Origin of the sequence: Seleniivibrio woodruffii (assembly GCF_004339245.1) — a bacterium.
GTDB lineage: Bacteria > Chrysiogenota > Deferribacteres > Deferribacterales > Geovibrionaceae > Seleniivibrio > Seleniivibrio woodruffii.
Window position 1 is genome coordinate 46,107 of the sequence record NZ_SMGG01000007.1, and the last position, 17,760, is coordinate 63,866.

At 41.4% G+C, this 17,760-nt stretch carries 13 protein-coding genes and 1 tRNA gene; 7 read left to right on the forward strand and 7 right to left on the reverse strand.

The annotated features are described in order from the left end of the window. Positions 1–46: 46 nt before the first annotated feature. From purF to C8D98_RS12685, 5 genes are all read right to left on the reverse strand, one after another. Positions 47–1,417, reverse strand: a complete 1,371-nt coding sequence (gene purF, locus C8D98_RS12665) for an amidophosphoribosyltransferase (RefSeq protein WP_132874538.1) — start codon at positions 1,415–1,417, stop codon at positions 47–49. Continuing rightward, on the reverse strand, positions 1,414–3,645 hold the full coding sequence (gene purL, locus C8D98_RS12670; RefSeq protein WP_132874539.1) for a phosphoribosylformylglycinamidine synthase subunit PurL: 2,232 nt from the start codon (positions 3,643–3,645) through the stop codon (positions 1,414–1,416). The genes purF and purL overlap by 4 nt, the downstream gene beginning before the upstream one ends. Continuing rightward, positions 3,642–4,340 carry a phosphoribosylformylglycinamidine synthase subunit PurQ gene (gene purQ, locus C8D98_RS12675; protein WP_132874540.1) on the reverse strand — a complete coding sequence of 233 codons (699 nt, stop codon included), beginning with the start codon at positions 4,338–4,340 and terminating at the stop codon, positions 3,642–3,644. The genes purL and purQ overlap by 4 nt, the downstream gene beginning before the upstream one ends. Before the next feature lie 2 nt (positions 4,341–4,342). Beyond that, positions 4,343–4,576 carry a phosphoribosylformylglycinamidine synthase subunit PurS gene (gene purS / locus C8D98_RS12680; RefSeq protein WP_132874541.1) on the reverse strand — a complete coding sequence of 78 codons (234 nt, stop codon included), beginning with the start codon at positions 4,574–4,576 and terminating at the stop codon, positions 4,343–4,345. Positions 4,577–4,678: 102 nt separating this feature from the next. Then, positions 4,679–5,689, reverse strand: coding sequence for a glycoside hydrolase family 3 N-terminal domain-containing protein (locus C8D98_RS12685; RefSeq protein WP_132874542.1), 1,011 nt, complete (start codon positions 5,687–5,689; stop codon positions 4,679–4,681). A gap of 78 nt (positions 5,690–5,767) precedes the next feature. On the opposite strand from C8D98_RS12685, the gene C8D98_RS12690 reads away from it, so the two are divergent. The 6 genes from C8D98_RS12690 (at position 5,768) to C8D98_RS12715 (ending at position 15,164) form a co-directional block, all read left to right on the forward strand. Next, positions 5,768–5,841: transfer RNA gene (locus C8D98_RS12690), tRNA-Arg, on the forward strand. 200 nt (positions 5,842–6,041) lie between these two features. Then, positions 6,042–7,187 (forward strand): tyrosine-type recombinase/integrase, encoded by a 1,146-nt coding sequence (locus C8D98_RS12695; protein WP_132874543.1) that lies wholly within the window; start codon positions 6,042–6,044, stop codon positions 7,185–7,187. Positions 7,188–7,399: 212 nt separating this feature from the next. Continuing rightward, complete coding sequence (locus tag C8D98_RS12700; RefSeq protein WP_132874544.1) at positions 7,400–7,714, forward strand: hypothetical protein; 315 nt, start codon at positions 7,400–7,402, stop codon at positions 7,712–7,714. Positions 7,715–8,202: 488 nt separating this feature from the next. Then, positions 8,203–9,231: a Fic family protein gene (locus C8D98_RS12705; RefSeq protein ID WP_132874545.1), complete on the forward strand. Its 1,029-nt coding sequence runs from the start codon at positions 8,203–8,205 to the stop codon at positions 9,229–9,231. A 774-nt stretch (positions 9,232–10,005) separates the two neighbouring features. Further along, a complete protein-coding gene (locus tag C8D98_RS12710; protein ID WP_132874546.1) occupies positions 10,006–12,801 on the forward strand; it encodes a P-loop NTPase family protein in 2,796 nt (931 codons plus the stop codon). Next, positions 12,798–15,164, forward strand: coding sequence for an amidohydrolase family protein (locus C8D98_RS12715; protein ID WP_132874547.1), 2,367 nt, complete (start codon positions 12,798–12,800; stop codon positions 15,162–15,164). Before C8D98_RS12710 ends, C8D98_RS12715 begins: the two co-directional genes overlap by 4 nt. A gap of 751 nt (positions 15,165–15,915) precedes the next feature. Here C8D98_RS12715 and C8D98_RS12720 read toward each other — a convergent pair. Next, complete coding sequence (locus tag C8D98_RS12720; RefSeq protein WP_132874548.1) at positions 15,916–16,770, reverse strand: hypothetical protein; 855 nt, start codon at positions 16,768–16,770, stop codon at positions 15,916–15,918. 124 nt (positions 16,771–16,894) lie between these two features. Here C8D98_RS12720 and C8D98_RS12725 point away from each other — a divergent pair, with 124 nt between their 5' ends. Continuing rightward, entirely contained in the window at positions 16,895–17,101 is a 207-nt protein-coding gene (locus tag C8D98_RS12725) for a hypothetical protein (protein ID WP_132874549.1), read from the forward strand. Between the two features lie 210 nt (positions 17,102–17,311). Here the strand turns inward: C8D98_RS12725 and C8D98_RS12730 are convergent, their stop codons facing one another. Beyond that, on the reverse strand, positions 17,312–17,638 hold the full coding sequence (locus tag C8D98_RS12730) for a helix-turn-helix domain-containing protein (RefSeq protein WP_165871334.1): 327 nt from the start codon (positions 17,636–17,638) through the stop codon (positions 17,312–17,314). Between the last annotated feature and the right edge of the window lie 122 nt (positions 17,639–17,760).

Genomic DNA, 17,760 nt, shown 5'->3' on the forward strand with positions numbered 1-17,760 from the left:
CTGCCGAAAACCCGGATTACTATAACGTCATTCATACAAAAAACTCCTACTCACTGTTTTTATGCATGGTGGGGTATTCGCCGGAAAAACAAGCATGGCAGTAGTTCTCGCTGCCCACGCAGTCCATAAGACCCTCTATGCTCAGATAGCCGAGGCTGTCCGCAGTGATGTATTTTCTGGTCTCCTCGACAGTGTGTGTCGAAGCGATAAGTTCTTTTCTTGTGGGGGTATCTATACCGTAGAAGCAGGGAAATGCAGTGGGGGGTGAGCTGATGCGCATATGCACCTCTTTTGCGCCCGCCTCACGAAGCATTTTTACGATCTTACGGCTGGTGGTTCCCCTTACGATGGAGTCGTCAACCACAACAACCCTTTTGCCGTCTATAACCTCTCTTACGGGGTTAAGCTTTATCTTAACTCCGAAGTGACGGATGGACTGGCTGGGTTCGATGAAGGTTCTGCCCACATAGTGGTTTCTCATAAGACCCATCTCAAAAGGGATGCCGCTCGCTTCGGCATAGCCGAGAGTGGCAACGACACCTGAATCCGGAACGGGGATAACCACGTCCGCCTCAACAGGCGTCTCCTTCGCAAGCCATCTGCCGAATTTTTTACGAACCTCATAAACGTTGCGTCCGAAAAGATAGGAATCAGGACGTGCAAAGTAAATATGCTCGAATATGCAGGGCTTAGGTGTTGTCTTTTCAAAGGGGAAAATGGATTTGATGCCGTCGTCGTCGATTATGACCATCTCGCCCGGCTCAATCTCACGGACAAAGCTGGCCTCAATAAGATCAAGCGCAACCGTTTCCGATGCGAGGATGTATCCGTTGTTCTTGAGTTTGCCAAGAACCAGCGGACGCATGCCCATGGCATCACGCACGCCTATCATTCTGTCTTTTGTCATGATAAGCAGCGAGAAAGCACCTTTCAGCCTGCGCAGAGAATCGGTGATAGCGTCAATAAGGTTGTCCTTGCCGCATTTTGCAATGAGGTGGACTATGACCTCAGAGTCGGATGTTGAACCGAAGATCGCTCCTCTGGCAACAAGACCCTCTTTTATCTCGTCGGCATTAACAATGTTTCCGTTGTGTGCCAGCGATATCTGACCGAAATTGATGGTAACGGTTATGGGCTGGGTGTTCGCAAGGGCTGAGACCCCTGTGGTGGAATATCTGTTGTGCCCGATGGCGATATCGCCCTGAAGCTTGTCCAGCTTCTCCTGGCTGAAAATATCGGCCACAAGACCCATGCCTTTTTCATACACGATCTTCGATCTGTCGGTAACGGCTATTCCCGCTCCCTCCTGACCCCTGTGCTGAAGCGAGTACAGCGACAGATAGACAAGATTTGCCGCCTCTCTGTTTCCGTGTACTCCCGCTACCCCGCATTCTTCGTGAAATTTATCAAAAATCATTTCATTCTATCTCCGATGCTGTTTTTCCAGATTTTTTCGAGTTCCGACACTTTTGATGAAATCAGTTTGTCGGTTTTGTTGGATATCTCGATAAGTCCGCTGCATGTACGCCCAATCTTCGATATAGGCAGATTATATTTTTCCGCAAGGGCTGTTATGGCCTGTGCGTTGTTAACATCTATCTCAAGTATGACACGTCCGTGGTTTTCACCGAAAAGCAGTGCATCATTGCGTATTCCGCTCTCCAGCTTAACGTTCACGCCGACGTTTCCGCCGCCGAAGCACATCTCGCACAGAGCAACCGCAATACCGCCCTCGGATATGTCGTGGGCAGATTTGACAAGTCTTCTGTCGGCCGCTTCGCACATGAAATCGATTATGCCCTTCTCACGCTCAAGGTCGACCTCGGGAGCATCGCCGCGCTCAAGTCCGTGGATGGATGCCAGATATTCGCTTCCGCCCATGTAGCCTGTGTTCTCACCCAGCAGATAGACTGCGCTCTCCATGCTTTTGAAGTATGAGCCGATGCGCTTTGTAACGTCGTCGAACACGCCCACCATAACCACTGTGGGTGTGGGGTGTACGGGTTTGCCCTCTGTTTCGTTGTAAAGGGAAACGTTTCCGCTGATGGCAGGTGTTTCAAGCACTTTTGCCGCTTCCGCCATACCCTCCACCGCCGAAACGAACTGCCACATTATCTCAGGCTTTTCGGGGTTTCCGAAGTTCAGACAGTTTGTGAAGGCTCTGGGGCGTGCGCCGCTGACGGCGACGTTTCTGGCTGATTCGGCTATCGCCGCTTTTCCACCCTCAAAGGGGTTGAGCAGACAGAATCTGCTGTTGCAGTCGCTTGATATGGCAACGCCCTTCTCTGACTCGTTAAGCCTGATGACGGCCGCATCCGAACCGGGAAGCTGAACAGTGCCCACACGAACCATGTGGTCATACTGCTCCCATACCCATCTTTTGGATGCTATGGTCTCGTTGGCAAGCAGAGTTTCCAGAACTTTCTGGAGATTTGCAGGCGCATCTACTTTGGGCAGACGCTGAAGCTCGTCCATATAGTCGGGTCTTGAATAGGGTCTGTTATATTTGGGTGCCTCGTCGGCCAGAGGAGCCGCCTCAAGAGCCGCAACCTCTTCGCCTTCCCAGAACAGCCTTACATAGCCGTCATCGGTAACTTCACCTATAACAACGGCATCCAGATCCCATTTATCGAAGATCTCTTTAACTTTGTCTTCATATCCTTTCTTCGCCACCATAAGCATACGCTCCTGTGACTCGGAAAGCATTATTTCATAGGGATTCATGCCCTTCTCACGCATGGGCACCCTGTCCAGATCAAGCCTTACGCCCGAACCCGACTTGGAGGCCATCTCAAAGGAGGAACTGGTAAGCCCTGCGGCTCCCATGTCCTGAATACCTACAATGAAGTCTGTTTTCATAAGCTCAAGGCAGGCCTCAAGCAGAAGTTTTTCTTTGAACGGATCGCCAATCTGTACGTTGGGGCGTTTAGCCTCGCTGTTCTCGTTGAACTCCTCGGAGGCCATGGTTGCGCCGTGGATTCCGTCACGTCCGGTCTTCGCACCGACGTAGATAACGGGGTTGCCGAGACCTTCCGCCTTCGCCAGATAGATGTTCTCCTTGCGGACAACGCCCAGAGCGAATGCGTTTACCAGCGGATTGCCGTCGTAGCAGCTGTTGAAATATACCTCGCCGCCAACTGTGGGAACGCCGAAGCAGTTGCCGTAGTGAGAGATCCCCGCCACAACGCCTTCAAATATCTGACGGTTCTTAGGTTTGTCCAGTTTTCCGAAACGCAGTGAGTTCATAGCAGCAACGGGTCTTGCGCCCATGGTGAAAACGTCGCGAAGGATACCGCCTACCCCTGTTGCCGCTCCCTGAAAAGGTTCGATGAATGAGGGGTGGTTGTGGGATTCAACCTTGAAGCATACGCAGAGGCCGTCGTTGTCGACCTCGATGATGCCTGCGTTCTCGCCGGGGCCCTGAACAACCCACGGTGCCTTTGTGGGGAATTTTGCCAGATGCACACGGCTTGACTTGTAGCTGCAGTGCTCGGAATACATCGATGAGATTACGCCAAGCTCTATATAGTTGGGCGTTCTGCCCAGAAGTTTCTTAACACCCGCAAACTCTTCGGCGGAAAGACCCATGCCCTTCGCCGCCTCGGCAGTTACTTCGGGGAAACCGAATTTTTCGTATACGCTCATTTGCAGCCCCCGATAAATTTTGCTATGGATTCAAACAGGAAATAACCGTCTCTGGTCTCCATAACACCCTCCGCACACCTTTCGGGGTGGGGCATCATACCCAGAACGTTGCCCTGCTTGTTAACTATTCCCGCAATGTTGCCCAGTGAGCCGTTGGGGTTTGAATCGTCCTCTGCCGTGCCGTTGTCATCGCAGTAACGGAAAACAACCTGTCTGTTGTCCTCCAGCGATTTAAGGCCGTCGGCATCTATATAGTAATTACCCTCCGCATGGGCAATGGGGATACGCACAACTTCGCCAGCCGCATAAAGGTTGGTGAAGGGGGTGTCCGTATTGTCTACACGCAGGTTTACATATTCGCATTTGAATTTCAGGCTTCTGTTGCGCAGGAGTGCGCCGGGAAGAAGACCCGATTCTGTGAGCACCTGAAATCCGTTGCAGATTCCAAGCACATGACCGCCGTTTCCGGCGAAATTGATAACTTCGTTAACTATGGGCGAAAACTTCGCAATTGCACCGCAGCGCAGGTAGTCGCCATATGAAAACCCGCCGGGGAAGACAACGAGGTCAACACCCTGAAGGTCGGTATCCTTATGCCAGAGGAAAACCGTGTCCGCACCGATGACGTGCTTAAGCACATGATAGCAGTCGTGGTCACAGTTTGACCCCGGAAAAACAACAACTCCGGCTTTCATGCTTACGCCTCAAACTCTATGCTGTATTCTTCAATGATCATGTTTGCAAGCATTGTAGATGCTATTTTCTCAAGGTCCTTGCGGCAGGCCTCGCTTTCAACCTCTATCTCAAACACTTTGCCGACCCTTACCTCTTTTGCAAAATCATAACCCATTCTCTCAACTGAGCTTTGAATTGTCTGGCCCTGAGGGTCGAGGACGCCGTTTTTGAGCCTCACATACACTTTTGCTTTCATTTAAAGACACCTTTTATTGTTTATTTCTGAAAATGGACGCACCTGTAGCGGAAGATTTTTTATATCAGAAACCTTCGGGCATGTCATTAGAAAATCTGATAATTAATTGACCTGAATCCCCAGTACCTGACGGACTTTTTCAGGGTATCGTTTTTCATAAAAAAAGTAGTTGGAAAACAGCAGTATGTTGTTTCCTGCGCCAACCGCCAGTTTAACGGTATCTTCGAAACTGTAGTTGTCGGCTATGGCTCCCATCTGCAGATCGTCACTGATGATTATGCCTTTGTAGCCCATGTCCTGCAGGAGCGAAATGGTCTTTTTGGAGAGTGTTGCGGGATAGTCGGGGTCGATTCCGCCGTTAAAAACGTGCGCAGTCATAATCATGTCTGCGTAGCCGTCGGAGATAAGCCTCTGGAAAGGCTCAAGCTCTATATCGTTCCATGTGTCCGTGACATCAGTAAAGCCCTGATGAGAGTCTTTCTTAGAGCTTCCATGCCCGGGAAAATGCTTAAGACAGGTTATCACACCGTATTTTCTGTGGGCGTTTATAAAAGCCTTGGCATAAGCCACGACAGTATCAACGTTTGATGAATAGCTGCGTTCGATGCCGCCGATTATAGGGGACGCAGGGTTGATGTTCAGGTCGATAACGGGGGCGAAATTCACATTAAAACCAACGTCGGCAAGGTCTCTGGCGGTTAGCTCATAAACTTTCTCCGCCTGGTCAGGCGTCATATGCCTTGCGATGTACTGGGCAGTAGGCTCTTCAACAAAACCTTTGTCAACCGTGAGCCTCTGTACCCGGCCGCCCTCTTCGTCCACAGCCATCATAAGGGGAACGAATGATCTGTTGTGGCTGTTCAGCTCCGCAATGAGTCTTTTGACCTGACGTCTTGATTCGATGTTGTATCCATAGAACACGACTCCGGCCACAAGTCCGTTTTCTATCTGTTGCTTAAGCTCTTTCAGCTCTTCGTCTTTATAGTCTGTTGCATGGAACCCGACCATGACCATACGTTTCGACACGATATTTTTGTCTATGGCGGGCATATCGGCAAATGCGCCGTAAATAGCTGATAACATGAGAATTGCAGTAATGATTAGTTTTTTCATGGCAACAACATAGCAGACTTTTCAGAAAAAAGAAATAACTTGACAAAAAGTTCCTCAATATATAGAAATTTCTTTCACGCCCCCGTAGCTCAGGCGGATAGAGCGATGGATTCCTAATCCAGAGGCCGCATGTTCGAGTCATGCCGGGGGCGTTTGTTTTACCAATGTTTTCAATCACTTATCAGAAATATCCTAAAAATTCAAAATTACTCTAAGTTACTGATAATTTCTCTGGATTACCCTTTTTGGCGCAAATATGGCGCAAAGAAATTCAAGCTATATGACTATTAAATAAGAGCTTTTTATTTGACAAATCCTCTAAAAAACACTATATTGATTTATGAGGTGAGTCATGGGAGTAAAATTTATTACAACTAATTACCCTGGTGTCGTCTATTACGAATCTGCGAAAAAAACACACAACAGTAAACCGGATCGTTGCTACTATTTTTCTGAAAAGAGAAAAACGGTCGACGGCAAATATAAAACGTTCAGAACAAAAATTGGGTGGGCATCCGAAGGCGTCACCATAGCTTATGCCAATGAAATACGTTCAGCTAACATGAAGTTGCGCAAACACGGCATAACAAAAGACATTGGGGCATTCATGACTTTCAGAGAGGCGGCAGAGTTATATCTCAGAGATTTCGCTAATGGGAAAAGTAGTATCAAAGCAGACATTAGTCGTTTAAGTTACCGAATTCTCCCTGAATTTGGCGATAAGATCTTAAATGAAATAACAGCTGCACGCGTTCAGCAATTTTATAATAAGCTCTTGAAATCACCTACGAGAAACGGAAAAATTATGGCTCCTGCCACCGCTGAGCACCATATTAAAATCATACGACAAATATTTAATTACCTGAAATATCAGCATAATTTTTTAAAAAACAATCCCGCAGATTTTCACTATTTAAAGTTGGCAAAATACGATAACACATTAATACGGTATCTGAATGACAAACAAACTGACGCTCTATTAAATGTTCTCGCCGAGTACAAAAACAAAACAATAGCCAATATGATCACTCTGTATCTCCATACTGGCATGCGCAAATCTGTTATTCTCAATCTCACGTGGTCACAGATAGATACGCATTTATGGACCATACAGTTCACCAACAAGGACAGCTCCCTTGATACAATTGTACTTAACTCTGCTGCCCAAACTGTTTTAGCCGAACAAATGGCAAATGGCTCAGACTCAGAATTTGTCTTCACGTCTAAAAACGATAAAAACTGGGTAAACATTTCAAAACATTGGAAAAAAATTAAAGAAATGGCTGGATTAACAAATTTCAGACTACACGATCTCCGTCATAATTTTGCAACACAACTCCACTTTAATCAAACCGAAATGAGAGATATCATGGCTCTAATGACACATAAAGACGCAAAAACAACATTAAAATATACACATGTCAACCCTGCCAGACTTAGAGAAATGAGCGAGCTTATTGTCAAGAAACGCATTGACAAACAAGACAAATCGAACTAAAATATGAAGTCATCAATTTAATTGAGGACACGTATAACCACCAGCTCAACGGGGTGGAATCGCTACGGCGAATAAACGCACAGATGTTGCGTCTTTAAGCGGACACTAGATGTCTGATTTTCCCACTATTCAACATTATAACAATAAAAAAACACCACAACAAAATTTATCTAGCAATATTAATATGTTATGCGTTTTATACGGAGCAACATATGAACATTCTGTTCCTACGCATCGTGCACATTATTATGCGCAAACACAATTCCTATATCGATAGGAAATTTTTCGAATTGTCCCATCAGCTCATCGCTGAAATTACCAATCAGCAGAAATTTTCTCGAATTGATGCAACATTCAGCATCGAGGAAACTGCTGCGTTACTACACACCACTCCTGCGAATCTCGCAAAATGGCGGTGTATCGGCCGAGGTCCTCGCTACCGTAAAGACGGTGGAAACGTTTTTTACACGGCAAAAGACCTGCAGACCTATCTCAACAGGATAGCGTCTAAGAAACCAAAATATTAAACCTAAACGCTAAACATTAATATTGTTTAGACACCAACTTTCACCCTGAAAGTCGACAATTTTAAATTAAAAAATAGCAACACAATAATTAATAAATATAAAGAATACATTCAAAAGCACTGGAGCGATCCGGTGCTTTTTTTGTTTAAATATTCAACCCGGCGCAAGAATCAACGTTCCAACATGCAATTTGCTGCTTATTAAACGTAAATATGGGTATCAATACGCAATTAATTTCGTTTTGACACTGAAGGCAATATTATTTATGTTTCTTCATGAACTGCTTCAACACAATCAACAACGCCATTTTAACTGAAGCCAGATTCAAAGCCAATCACACAAAATAGAGATTGCAGTCAAAATACTTATAAAATAATTTGCGCCTCTCGCTCTTTGTTACGTTTGATAATTTTATCCCTAGCGTAACAAGGACAATTTTGTTACAATATAGTCAGTTACATTAAAACTGTCTTTACGAGCGTAACAAGATGCAAAACATTTCAGATGAACTCTTAAACCCTCGCCTCTCCTTACTGAATAAACTCGGCGGCATATCTTCGCCAGTCGTAACCAATAACGAATGGCTGTATCTGCTCACAGAAGAGACAAGAAACTCCATATTAATTGAAGGATATTTCGTAGATAAGAAATCACTCCAAGATGTGTTCAGCAATAAGAAATATAAAAACAATAGTGACGATGTTGACAAAGCTGTCAACTACCACCAAGCTGCCAATACATTCTACGGACTCGCATACAACGACTACGTGGACAAAACAGACTCGTTCCTTACCTCCGCAATCATCAAAACCATCAACTCCACTCTGCGCCAAGGAGACAACGACACAGGTTTCCGCAGAGATCATATCGTAATAACAGGCTCAAAACACACTCCGCCAGACTACGTTGACATTGAATATCTCATAAAAAATCATTTCCTTGAACATATCATAAAGTCGAGAAAGGCTTATATGGCAGGCGGAATAAAGCTCTCTACATACATTAACTCTATTGCAAAACTTCATTGTCTTTTCGAGGCGATACACCCCTTCGCTGACGGCAACGGCAGAACCGGAAGAATATTCCTAAACTGCATGCTTATTGCATCGGGATTACCTCCCGTTATCATCAAAGGAGCAGATAACGACAGAAACAAATATTATGCCGCACTTGAAGAGTTCGACTCAAAACTTGGAAATAGCCTGAATTTCAGAGATTCATTTTACAGGATTGACAACCTGATAAAAGATGAAGGCAACGCAGAGCTTATGACGGGCATTATTTATGATTCTCTTCTTTATAGTTTAGACACTTTCATATGCAATACTCTTGAGAATAAAGGCGTAAAAATCAGCCCTATTGCAGATATTGCGCCATCTATGGGCTACACAGCAGACTCTCTTCGTGTCATGGTCAACCGGGGACAACTCATTGCAAAAAAAGCAGGTAAAACTTGGTGTTCCAGCGAAATACTCCTTATTAAGAATAATATGACTGAGATTGAAAGCACTATTTAATAACTACAAGTTAAAATACGTTTATTTCAGCGTGAATTTTCTATTCTCCGTATTTTCGCTTCTAACGAAATTTGCATCCATAAACACAAAACTCCAACTCACAAGCTTTTTTTCGTCTCATACAGGCTCACAGCCACTCACAACGCCATACCAGAGTTGCAACGCCATGACATAGGAAAAAACCGCATATCAATGGATGATATTACTGACAGCTAAAATTTTAGTTTGCACATAAATCTTTCCCAAAAAAGCCGAATAAAATCACTGTCGATTTTTACACTGACTGAATTCATTTGCATAGAAACCAATTGTTTTATTTTAAAAAATGTAGAATTAGAAATCGCTTTCGCTCGAAATAGAAACTGTAAAACATACGAAGTATATAATAGTGGATAATGCTGGCGTTTCTAGAAACGCCGAGCGGCGTTTGTAGGAACGCCGGCCGGCGTTCACGGAGCTGCTAACTGGTTGCTAAAAATTCTGAACATTATCTCATAATTTTTACTATATAGTTTTGCGTTTAATTATTTTAATAACTATTATTTCAGGCTCATTTCTACTCTAAAATTCTATGTTAACTAATCACACAGCACTAGGGTTCATGTAACTCAATATCGGGCATCGCAATCCCAGTTGAGACCCAAAACAATCCCAACTCTGTCTAGCATTGATGCCTCACAAAACCACTTCAGCTTAAAAACAACTATAAAACATTCAATTTGGAAATTGATTTTTTAAATGTTATTATTACAAATATGATATTAGGAGCAAAGAATGGTAAGAAAACTTAGAAATGAAATTATAATCAACTTAAACGACGAGAGAGACGCATATGCAGTCAGTAATACAAACGAATGGATTCACATAAAACAACGAAAAAGAATAATTGAGCTAATTCAGGAGTCACTCACAAAGCTTGAAAATATAAAAGATTACCAAAACGCATTTTCAGCCATAAGACCTCATGATACCATTCTGATCTCCGGGGGAAGGGGCACAGGAAAAACAACTTTTATTTTAAGTTTATTCAAAGAAATCGAATCGGGGACTATTCTTTCTGACAAAAAAATAGAGTTAATCGCACCTATAGACCCAACACTCATAGAAGATAAAAGCAACATTCTGATCAATATTATTTCCAAGATTAAAGAGAAAGTCAAATGCAGCATATCCGTCAAGAATCAATGCGATAAAATTGATGCGCAATACAGAGCATGGGAAGAATCTTTGAAAGCACTAGCAGATGGCTTGCAAGGGCTTGACGGCATTGGCGGCGACATGCGTACTTCCGACTGGCATGACAGTGATTACATAATGAAAAAAGGGTTATCTAATGTCCATGCCGCAAATAATCTCGAGTCAAATTTATCAACGTTCATGAAAAACAGTCTTACGCTACTAGATAAAGAAATCTTCATGGTAGCTTTTGACGACATCGACACAAATTTTGAAAAGGGGTGGTCTGTTCTTGAAGTCTTAAGAAAGTATCTTGCCATCCCACAATTAATCACAATAATGACAGGAGATATTTCTCTTTACTCTTTACTTGTCAGAAAGCATCAATGGGAAAATTTTGGCGAAGACTTAATAAAAAATGATGTTGTTCAATATACGGGAAGATACAATGAGCCTATTCGAAACCCTATGAGATACGATGACACAGTATCTGAACTTGAAGAGCAATATATGCTCAAAATACTTAAACCTGAAAGAAGAATTATGCTCGATTCCCTGTTCAACAAAGGGAGTTATTTCTCAATAAAAATAAAACACATTGACACATCTCAATCAGCAATAATACAAGACCTGGCAAGCTTTTACAGCGAATTTTTTAACCTTTTTGGTATTAGATCCGGATTCGGCAGATACTATGAATACGTTACGTCTCAACCAATTCGTAAACAAAAACAATTGATGTATATCTATAGTAAAACCAAGAACAAAGAAATAATTATTAATTCTATGTTTGATATTTTCTGGACGGAACTTGACAGATGCGGCATCAATATTTTCAATTTACGCAATAACAGAAGCAATATTATGCAGGAATCACTTCATTATTTGCTTAAGAACTTTATTCTTTACGGTGGTTTTTCGTTTGAGCTTTTCTCAAACAACGAGAATATTAACGGTTCGCAGCTTATGTTAAGTTTTGTACTTAATAACAGTTTTGAAAATAATCCCTCAACAATATTTGACTACTTAATAAGAATTGGTTTCTCCACAAACTTTATCAAGCGTATTGAAGCAACCACCGGGCAAGCAACTTACCCTGTCACAAATATCCCAACCTCGAATGATTATCTAAATCATATAGGCACATGGCAAGATAAATCTTTGGTGTCTATCGCCAGTGCCTCAACAAGTTATATCAGAGCCCTCAAAAGCTACAACGCTATATTCAACGCAAAAGAAACTCTATCATTTGATGATATGGGAAATTATCTGGGCACAGCAGCTCTCTATGGATACTATAAAACATCTAGAAAAAGAATAAATAAAAAGAGAATTGACGAAATCATTACTAAAGATGAAGAAAATGTCGAATGGGTATTGGCAATGTTAACAATTGTTAACGTATCAAATGCTTCTGGACAGACCATTCCTGTTTTCTCAGTACATAAACTAATCGGAGTTTTAAATAGGCTGATAAATAAATATTACGAGTCAGCATATTTAAACTCAGAAATTATTGAGTCAGAATTATCTAAATTAGGACAAATAAAAGACTTCTTGTATCCTGATTGGGCATCAAAGATGCCTATAAAAGTTAACGATAACTTTGAGACAGATGAAATTGAGGAATCACATAATCAGAAAAATACAAACACTAAGCTCAATGAGTTAGCCACTATAATCAGTGAGTGGATTAGCTCCAGCGAACCTATTAATATTTCGCCCACGCTACTAGGCAGGATATCAACTAGGTTTTTCTATGCCCTTTTACGTATTGATGAAAAGCAGTATCAAAAACTAGGCGAATACATTCACAGAGTGTTGATTGTATTTTTATATTCAATTTTAGTTGAAGAACTGGATGAGAACAGCAAAGAAATAAGAATCCAAAGAACTAACCCCACAGATACCGATGGGCTGTTTGATAATGCGTTAAAAACACTGGCTGGAATAGATGGATTGAACTTGCCTTTCTTCGAATGGATACTCACATGTCCTCTAATCACTGTTTATCTTGATAAAGAAACACTCAAAAAGATTAGTAACTACAAAGAATCGGATATTAACAGCGAAGAATTCAATATACATGCAAAGCTGATGAAAGTTGATATTTATACTAAAAATGTCCCTTCGAGTACCGCCGATAACAACGAAGGAATCGGTGAAAAGCCAAATATTGGAGTATACAATAACAAACACATTGAAATATTCGAAACTTATCTAGTCCGTTCAGGGTATGATATGAAAAAAATTAATCCAAGAAATAACAATATATTATACGAAATAAAAGACAAAGTTAATGAAGATATACAATTCCCCTATCGTTTACCATCAATAAAAACAGTCAGCTCACTTATTAATACAATAAAGAGCAGGAATAGCAAAAAACAATGAGTAACACACCATCGTTAAGACAAATTCTTTTTGATATAAATTCGTTAAAAGATTACGAAACAGGTAATGGCAAACCGGAATTTGAAGATATTAAAAGAAGAATGGTGCTCAACGAACGTTCACTCAACAGAAATTTGCCTGATCATTATTACAATAACGGTTACGAATATGTACTGGGCGGAATCAATGATATAAATTCACTTCTGACCAAAGGGTTAACAAAACTCGGCTCCGAGCATCTGACAATTTTTAAGGATCTTGTCTATGTAAAGACTGAAAGCTTTTCGGACTGGCAAGAGTTACTGACTTTATGCCCCCCACTGATACTTGTTTGTGCTTTTTTATGGGACACTAAATACTGCAAAAGCCAGACGAAAGTCTGTTGTATATCAGAATTTACTATAGAGTATTTGAAACCGCACACTATTTACACATGTATTCCTTCACCAAGATTCATTCATCTGGATAGTTTCATTGAAGAAAATGGTGGTCTTTACGATCTGCACATGCACTTGAACGGTTCAACAGAAACCGATATAGCATGGCACTATTTTCTACAGACACCTGAAAAAGTCAAAAAAGGCCTAATGAGTGCAAGCCATAACCAAAAAGTCATAGAACAGATTGAACAGACGGAAAATGGTTTTACACCGGACGTTCTCTATCAACGCCTGCAAGCCGCAGTTGAACTCAGACATGATATCGTAAGAACAATACTTGCGTCTTATGGCATTATAAAATGTGAAAACTACATAAAAGTCAGTGACAGACACCCTATGACTCTGCTGTTTAGCTCCTATTCTGACCCAGACAGCAATTGGCGTGATGAAACAATGGAAGCCTTGATGTATATCTTGGCACTAGACCACATTCATACACACCAAAGCAGTACTCTGGCAAAAATATTCCACCACTACCTCCTCATTTTGGGTTTCATTAACCAGTTCCTTGTTCAACAGATTCATCAGAGCGGTTTTGACCAATTCCAAAAAATCACACTTAACAAGTTTCGTGAAACACCAGAAGAAACTTATGCAAGGCGATTTTTTCAATTGGGAGGATACAAACAGAATAACTTTAAAATGATTGAAGGACGGTTCGCTCCGAAAGATACACCGCAGAAAAACAGAGAGCAGATAAACCTTATACTTTCTGGATGGGGAAAATATAAAGAAAAAATTAAGAGCCGTTACGATGACCTAAAAGTTGACTCCGACCATATAGAATTAAAGCTCGTAGCTCACTTTATAAAACAAAGTGATTCCAATATATCAACTGATACCGATGACTTCTTTATTCCTCATACAAGATTACGTAAGTCTCTATGGCAGAAGGCTGCTGCCCTTATTGTAACCAAAAACCACACAGAGCACGGTCAATACCTCACCGGAGTTGACGCTGCATCCAATGAGTTGGAAACACCGCCTGAAGTTTTTGCCCCGATATACAGACACTTGAGAAATAATGGGTTCAGTCATTTCACATACCATGCGGGCGAAGATTTCCATCATATCGTAGGTGGACTCAGAGCTATGTACGAGGCTGTTGATTTTCTCGATTTAAAAGCAGGAGACAGAATCGGGCACGGCACTGCAATGGGAATCAGCCCTGAATTATGGCACGGTCACACAGGGAATTTTCTATTTTTGAACAAAGGTGAATGGTTGGATGACTTACTATTCTCAATTTTCCTAATTGAAAAATACGATGACGGCTCTCTTGTCAATTTGTCCAGTAAACTCCGCTTTGAAGCTGAAAAAAAAGCATCGGAAATATATGGGAACTATTTTCATATAGGAGCTTTAATCGGTGCATGGAAGCTCAGAAAGTTCTGCCCTTTTCATATGTTTCCTGTTGAAAGTTCTCTAGGGCATAACGACTACTCAACTGAAACGGTAGCCTGCTGTCAGGCAAAGCCGGATAAAATACAGTCAGACCTGTTGAAAGCTTACTATACACAATCGATAAAAAAGCGATATGATATTAAAGAAAAAATTGAAACATTAGGCCTGTTCAGTCTGGATGACCTGTGGAAGTTGCAAATAATTCTCCAGAAATATATGCACCAGAAAGAAATCGTAATGGAAGTCCTACCAACAAGTAATGTTAGAATAAGTTATTACAGCCAATACTCAGAACATCATATATGGAGATGGCTCGGATTGAATAAAGTTAACAATTGCGACACCTTGCCCCCCATCGTCCTCGGAACAGACGATACTGGCATATTTGCGTCAAATATAAGAAACGAGTATGCTCATATTTATAACCATCTGATTAATACCATAAAGTTACCTCACCAATCAGCCTTGAAGTATATTAAGGAAATTCATGAAAGCAGTAAAGTGTATGCGTTTAAATAGTAAATAAAGAAATCTAACTTTAACAATATTACAAGGAGTCTAACTGTGACTGGTTTTGTTCCATTATTGACGGTGTTTTCAACGCAGCATAAATATAACTATTAATTAAATATGTTTGTTTTAGTACTCTTTATCTATTATCCGTATTTTCGCTTCTAACGCAATTTGCGTTCATAAACACAAAACTCCAACTCCCAAACTATTTTTCGTCACAGACAGGCTCATAGGCTCTCACAACGCCATACCAGAGTTGCAACGCCATGACATAGGAAAAAACCGCATATCAATGGATGATATTACTGACAGCTATAATTTTAGTTTGCACATAAATCTTTCCCAAAGAAGCCGAATAAAATCACTGTCGATTTTTACACTGACTAAATTCATTTGCATAGAAACTAGTTGTTTTATTTTAAAAAATGGAGAAATAGAAATCGCTTTCGCTCGAAATAGAAACTGTAAAACATACGAAGTATATAATACTGGATAACGCTGGCGTTTCCAGAAACGCCGAGCGGCGTTTGCAGGAACGCCGGCCGGCGTTCACGGAGCTGCTAACTGGTTGCTAAAAATTCTGAACGTTAGGTCATAATGAAAACTATATAGTATTGCATTTAATTATTTTAATAACTATTATTTTAGCCTCATTTCCACTCTGAAATTCAGTGTTAACTAACCGCACAGGACGGGGGTTCATGTAACCCAATATCGGGCATCGCAATCCCAGTTGAGACCCAAAACAATCCCAACTCTATCCAACATCAGAGCAATTGTCGCTCATATTCCATATCGAACATGAAACAATGCGTCGATGAGCCTGCATATTCTTTCGCACCTCTGTTACCCTGTCATTCTGCAAGTCATAAATAATCCGCGCTTCAACAGATCTCGCCAGCACATTCCCATCTGGAGAATGATGAAGAATGATATTCTCAAGTTTTTGAAGAACCGGCTCATCGATCTCAATCATCTTGGCAGCATTCTCTAACAATATCTTATGCGATGAAGAAACAGCACCGACATAAAGACCTGTGTGCGTGACCTGAAAGCCTCGCTCTGTCATCCTGTAACACTTGGCTTTTCCAATATTAACAAGCATAATTCCCATGATGAGATGGTCATAATTTATATATTTTCCAATGCGATCCATCTTCGCAAATAGTTCTGCTGTCTCAAAAAGCTCGCAGGTATGAACCAGAAGACCGCCAATGTAATTATATTTACTGTCATTCGACTCCGGCGCATCTACAAACAACCTCATTAGCTTTCTGTCTCGATGAATCATGCGGAATAGCCTACTACACATGTCATCCTGCAGATTAAAACTGTAATCCACAAACTTCTGCATGTATTTTTCATAAAGCTTGTTCAGACCTATTCTTACTCTGGAAATGCTGATCCTACCGTTTTTCCTATTCTTAATCCTGACACCGTCGATACTGATTTCACTGTAATCAGCCAGAATACGAAGTGTGGCATCGATATTATCTTTGCAGTAGGCAACTTCTTGTCCTTTTGGACCAGAAACATGTAGTTTCAAACACCTGCCGTCAGAGTTGACAACTTCCTTATGTATGACTACAAACTCACCAAGATATTCAACCATCGCACACCGCCACTGTTCTCACAAGAACACGTTTATTTTTAAACATGTTTAATAATAAACATTCAATTGCGTCATGTCAATGAAATAATTTGATTTTTACTCTTTTGATGTTTATTCTTGTTATATGGAAATAAGACTTAAACCCGAATATTTAGAAGAAATTAAAAAGAAGCACACAACCTATTCGCTTGGAAAAATACTAAGCAACCACCAGGCAATACGTATTTTCAGCGGAGAGGCCAATATAACTCTCAAGTCATACTACGTTCTTTGCAAAGCAATGGGATGGGATTTTCCTGAGTATTTCAGTGTCAAAGATGACGCTGAATAGATTAGTCTTCTACATATTTTAGATTATTGACAATATATTTTTGTGATTTATAATATAGAGTACATAAGGAGGACACTATGGAACTGATTACATCACCAATCTTTATTTTCCTCATGATTGTCGGAGTACTTGGAATAGGCGCACAACTGCTGTTGAATAGCAGACATAAGCAAAAGAATAAATAAGAGAAGGCTTCTGCTTTCTCTTTTTTTATATCAGCTTATCGAGTTCAGAAAGTATTCCGGTAACCGCCGCCTTCTTCCCGCTGTCGGCAGTCTCAAGACTCTTCTGCAGCTTCTGCAACGTTTCATCAGCAAGAAAGTCAGTCTCAGGCATCAACAGCCTTTCAACGTTCACGCCCAATCTCTCGGACAGACTCAGAAGTATCGCAACTGTGGGATTCGCTTTGCCGGTTTCCAGATGTGACACATAGGTGGGATGCAGCCCAGCAAGCTCAGCCAGCCTCTCCTGAGAGTAGCCCTTCGCCTTGCGCAGCTTCTTGATGTTTACAGCTAGAATTTCCATGAATTCAGTCATTTTGGCTTCGTTTATTTCCATACGGAAATATATTATTTTTCCAAAACGATAAACATAGATGATACTACATCATAATTGACTTTATTTGTCTGTTACTCTATATTTCTATTCATTCTATGTAT

Coding starts and splice junctions, on each gene's coding strand:
- purS (WP_132874541.1), bottom strand. CDS start 4,576: ATGAAAGCAAAAGTGTATGTGAGGCTCAAAAACGGCGTCCTCGACCCT.
- C8D98_RS12705 (WP_132874545.1), top strand. CDS start 8,203: ATGCAAAACATTTCAGATGAACTCTTAAACCCTCGCCTCTCCTTACTG.
- C8D98_RS12725 (WP_132874549.1), top strand. CDS start 16,895: ATGGAAATAAGACTTAAACCCGAATATTTAGAAGAAATTAAAAAGAAG.
- purF (WP_132874538.1), bottom strand. CDS start 1,417: ATGATTTTTGATAAATTTCACGAAGAATGCGGGGTAGCGGGAGTACAC.
- C8D98_RS12715 (WP_132874547.1), top strand. CDS start 12,798: ATGAGTAACACACCATCGTTAAGACAAATTCTTTTTGATATAAATTCG.
- C8D98_RS12710 (WP_132874546.1), top strand. CDS start 10,006: ATGGTAAGAAAACTTAGAAATGAAATTATAATCAACTTAAACGACGAG.
- C8D98_RS12700 (WP_132874544.1), top strand. CDS start 7,400: ATGAACATTCTGTTCCTACGCATCGTGCACATTATTATGCGCAAACAC.
- C8D98_RS12685 (WP_132874542.1), bottom strand. CDS start 5,689: ATGAAAAAACTAATCATTACTGCAATTCTCATGTTATCAGCTATTTAC.
- purQ (WP_132874540.1), bottom strand. CDS start 4,340: ATGAAAGCCGGAGTTGTTGTTTTTCCGGGGTCAAACTGTGACCACGAC.
- C8D98_RS12730 (WP_165871334.1), bottom strand. CDS start 17,638: ATGACTGAATTCATGGAAATTCTAGCTGTAAACATCAAGAAGCTGCGC.
- purL (WP_132874539.1), bottom strand. CDS start 3,645: ATGAGCGTATACGAAAAATTCGGTTTCCCCGAAGTAACTGCCGAGGCG.
- C8D98_RS12720 (WP_132874548.1), bottom strand. CDS start 16,770: ATGGTTGAATATCTTGGTGAGTTTGTAGTCATACATAAGGAAGTTGTC.
- C8D98_RS12695 (WP_132874543.1), top strand. CDS start 6,042: ATGGGAGTAAAATTTATTACAACTAATTACCCTGGTGTCGTCTATTAC.